This window comes from Halomonas sp. 707D4 (genome assembly GCF_024158685.1).
Taxonomy (GTDB): Bacteria; Pseudomonadota; Gammaproteobacteria; order Pseudomonadales; family Halomonadaceae; genus Vreelandella.
The window spans coordinates 1-2372 of sequence record NZ_JAMZBD010000465.1 but is presented as its reverse complement, the minus strand read 5'-3'; the positions used below and the strand labels follow the sequence as shown (position 1 = coordinate 2372).

The following is a 2372-nucleotide window of genomic DNA, read 5'->3' as shown; positions in this document are numbered from 1 at the left end:
AAGCGGCGGTGCGCCTGCAGCGCCAGCGCCTCAAGCGTCGACACCCCGACCAGCGGACGATCGAGCCCGAAGGCCAGCCCCTGGGCGGCGCCGGCGGCGGCATTGCCTGCCCAGCCGCCATAGGCGCCGGTGGCAGAGCTTGCCCAGCCCGTGGCGCCGTAGCCGGCGGCGGTCGTAGCGGCCGCTTTGCCGCCACCCCACAGGCCGCTGACGGTATCCCAGCCTTTTTTCATCGAGCCGAGGTTGCCGAGGCTCATGCCGCCACGGCTACCGGGCATGCCTGACGTGTCGAGCCCTAAAAAGCCCGCCGCGTGGAACGTCAGCTTTTGGGTCGTGAGCATGTGGGCAATTTCAGCGAACGTTTGCTGGAAGCCACGCTTGACGGTATCCAGCGCGCTGGTCGAGCCGCCGATAAGCCCGCGCCAAGCGTCGCGCCCGGAGTCGTCAACGCTGCGCAGCGTGTTGTCGGCGACTGTGCCCCAGGTGGTGAAACTGTGGGAAATGGAATCCCCGGCGTCCTCGGACTCCCGAGCGAGCTGATCCATCTCGTTCTGCACGTTGCCGAGCATACGAGCGTACTGAGCGCCCGTGATGGCACCGGTTTGGTAGCGCTGACGGATCTGATCGAGCTCGGTGCGCAGCGTTTGGGCACGCTGGTTCAGCGCGTCGTACTTGCCAACCAGTGATTCGGTTTGCTGTTCGTAGTCCTCGGCGCCGGACGCCGCGCGGGTGTATTGCTCGGCGCTCCAGCGGATCGCTTCCCCGAACTCGGTTTGCGTGATCGTGCCGGCGGCCAGCGCCTTTTCCAGTACGTTGACGCGATCCACGTACGTCTTGTGGTCGCGAATCAGCGGGTCCATTTCCTCGCGGATGGACTCCAGGGCGTCGGCCTGCGCCTTCGCCGCCTGCTCGGCCTCGCGCGCGGCGGCGGCCGCCTCGCGGTTAGCGGCGGTGTTCTTGACAGTGACGGTGGTGGTATTACGAATCGCTGCGGCGCGGTTGTTGATCGCCTGGATCGCGCTCGCCACGTTCGCCGCCACGGCGCCGGAGCTGTCGCCCACCACCAGGGCGGCGGAGAGCGCGACGGCCGAGAGCTCGGTTTGCACGCCTTGGAGCAGGTTCGTCAGCGTGCCGATGTTCTGCAGCTGCGCCTGCACCATGGCCTCGGCCTCGGCGTAGCGCTGGGCGCGCGCCAAGTGAGCCTGCGCCTCGACGGCGTCGCCGTCGGCGATCGCCTTCTGGTAGTCGCTGAGCGCGTCCGTTTGGCCGGCGACGGCGGCTGCCTGATCGGCGTACAGGCCGGTGTAACCCTGCTGGGCGGCGGCGTACTGCGCCGACTCCGCTGCGGTCATGCCCATCACATCGCGGGCGGCTCGCAACTTGCCGATGTAGTCGTCCCATTTCTCGCCGTTCTCGCCCAGGGTGTCGCCCAGGGCATTGAAGCGGCGCGAGGCCTCGAACGACGATTCGCCTGTGGTCATCAGCCACTGGTCGAGCGTGCGGAAGATACTGACGCCCGAGATCTGCGACTCGAGCACGTCCTGCCATTTCTGGTCGTACTCGTCGATTCCGGCTTGGCTCGCAGCGATAATTCGTTGTTGCTCACGGAGCTTCGTATTCAGCTCGGCAATATCATGGGTCGCAGAACCTGAATACCCCTGGTACCACATCCCCTGATTTTGCGCCTGGCCCTGCAACTCTTCGATCTGACTTTGCAGCTTGCTCGCTTCTACCCGGGCCTCAGCAAGTTTTTGAACGAGAGAAACGCGATTGCTCTCATACTGCGCATGGGTAAGGTCATCCATGCTATCAACCAGCCGATCTATCTCCTCTTTGGCTTCACGAGCTGCGGCGGAGGTAATGCCCAGCTCATCGCTGAAATAGTAAAGCGCCGTGGCTGCAAGAACAGCCACCCCAACCGGACCACCAACCAGTGCCAGCGCCCCGTTGACAGCGCGAGATGCGGCGGCCATGGCGTAGGCTGACGCGGTACTGCGCTGCATGGCCGCATCGCTCGCCGCCGTCGCGGCTGCATGAGCGCCCGCCGCCGTGGCTGCCCGAGTGCGGGCTCGGCTCAGATTATCCAACGCCAGCGCGTGGGCAGCCGTGCCCCGCGTCGCCTGCTCTTCCAGGCGCGCCGTGCTCAGCATTGCCATGGCGGACTGCTTTTCTGCCCCGGTACGACGAACGACCGCCTGGGTCGCGACGGCGTTCGCTTGCGCGTTCGCTATCGACTGCGCCGCGTCCGCTGCTTTTCGCTGGGCTGATGCGGCGAACGCCGCGGCATATCGACCACCGACCACCGTGGCGGTGAGCAACGCCACGTCTTGCATGGTGTCCATGTTGTCGATGATCGGTTCGATGGACGCGGT

The 2372-nt window shown here is 65.7% G+C and carries 1 pseudogene; it reads right to left on the bottom strand.

The features are described from left to right. Positions 1-98: pseudogene (locus BIS11_RS15315) on the bottom strand (tRNA (adenosine(37)-N6)-threonylcarbamoyltransferase complex dimerization subunit type 1 TsaB); the annotation flags it as partial. Positions 99-2372: the final 2274 nt, after the last annotated feature.